This is a genomic window from Methylobacterium sp. WL116 (assembly GCF_008039455.1).
Classification (GTDB): domain Bacteria; phylum Pseudomonadota; class Alphaproteobacteria; order Rhizobiales; family Beijerinckiaceae; genus Methylobacterium.
Genome location: NZ_VRUV01000993.1, coordinates 1 through 807, shown reverse-complemented (window position 1 = coordinate 807; position 807 = coordinate 1). Strand labels below are relative to the sequence as shown.

2 protein-coding genes are annotated in these 807 nt (G+C 72.7%); both read right to left on the bottom strand.

The genetic code is table 11. From position 1 onward, the window contains the following. The coding region (locus FV223_RS28990; RefSeq protein ID WP_281407487.1) for a site-specific integrase at positions 1 to 363 on the bottom strand (363 nt) is incomplete at its 3' end. Then, entirely contained in the window at positions 360 to 512 is a 153-nt protein-coding gene (locus tag FV223_RS28985; RefSeq protein WP_147730042.1) for a histidine kinase, read from the bottom strand. The genes FV223_RS28985 and FV223_RS28990, both read right to left, overlap by 4 nt. Positions 513 to 807: the final 295 nt, after the last annotated feature.

Genomic DNA, 807 nt, shown 5'->3' with positions numbered 1-807 from the left:
CACCTTCGGCAGCGCGCGGCCGCGGCGCGGGCCGGTGAGCGGCGCGCTCGGATCGGATTCGGCCAGCCCTTCTGCGTAGAGGAACTTGTGGAAGCCGCGGATGCAGGAGAGCCGCCGGGCGGCGGAGGCCGGCTTCAGGCCACGCGGCTCGAGGGAGGCGACGTAGGCGCGGAGGTCCGCCGCCTCGATCTCGGCGAGGTCGAGGCCCTCGTCGGCGAGGTGACCGAAGTAGTCGTCGAGATCGCGCCGGTAGGCTTCGAGTGTGTTCTTCGCCGCTCCGCGCTCGGCGGCCAGCATGTCGAGGTAGGCCGCGATCTCGGGCGGCGTCCGCCGCTCGGCCTCGGGCGGACGCTCCTCCCTCACCGGCCGCCCGGCTGGAGCTTCGAGGCGGGGATGGTCACGCTCATTTCCCGCGGCGTCGGCGTCACGAAGGTCGCGAGCGCGAACATGCCGGCGAAGACGAGGCCGGCCAGGATCGCGAGGGTGGCGAAGAAACGGAATAGGGTCGGCACAGCGGTCGAACCTCGGGGCACGCGGACGCGATGGAGCAGGGCGCAGCGGGGACTTAAGTTTTGCGCCGCGGCGACCCGGGTTGCACCATGCCGCCGCCGCGCTGGCAAGGCCCGGAAGGCCACATCCTGCGCCCGTCTCGCCGCGACGATGGGCCGGCGCATCGGGCCGGCTCCACGCCGTCTCCGGGCCCTTTCCGAGATTTCAGGGGGCGGCGGCCGCGGGCCCGACCGCATGGGTGATAACCCCGCAGACTTGGTATAAGACCCGGGACACCGCCGCACCCGCTCCCAGCCC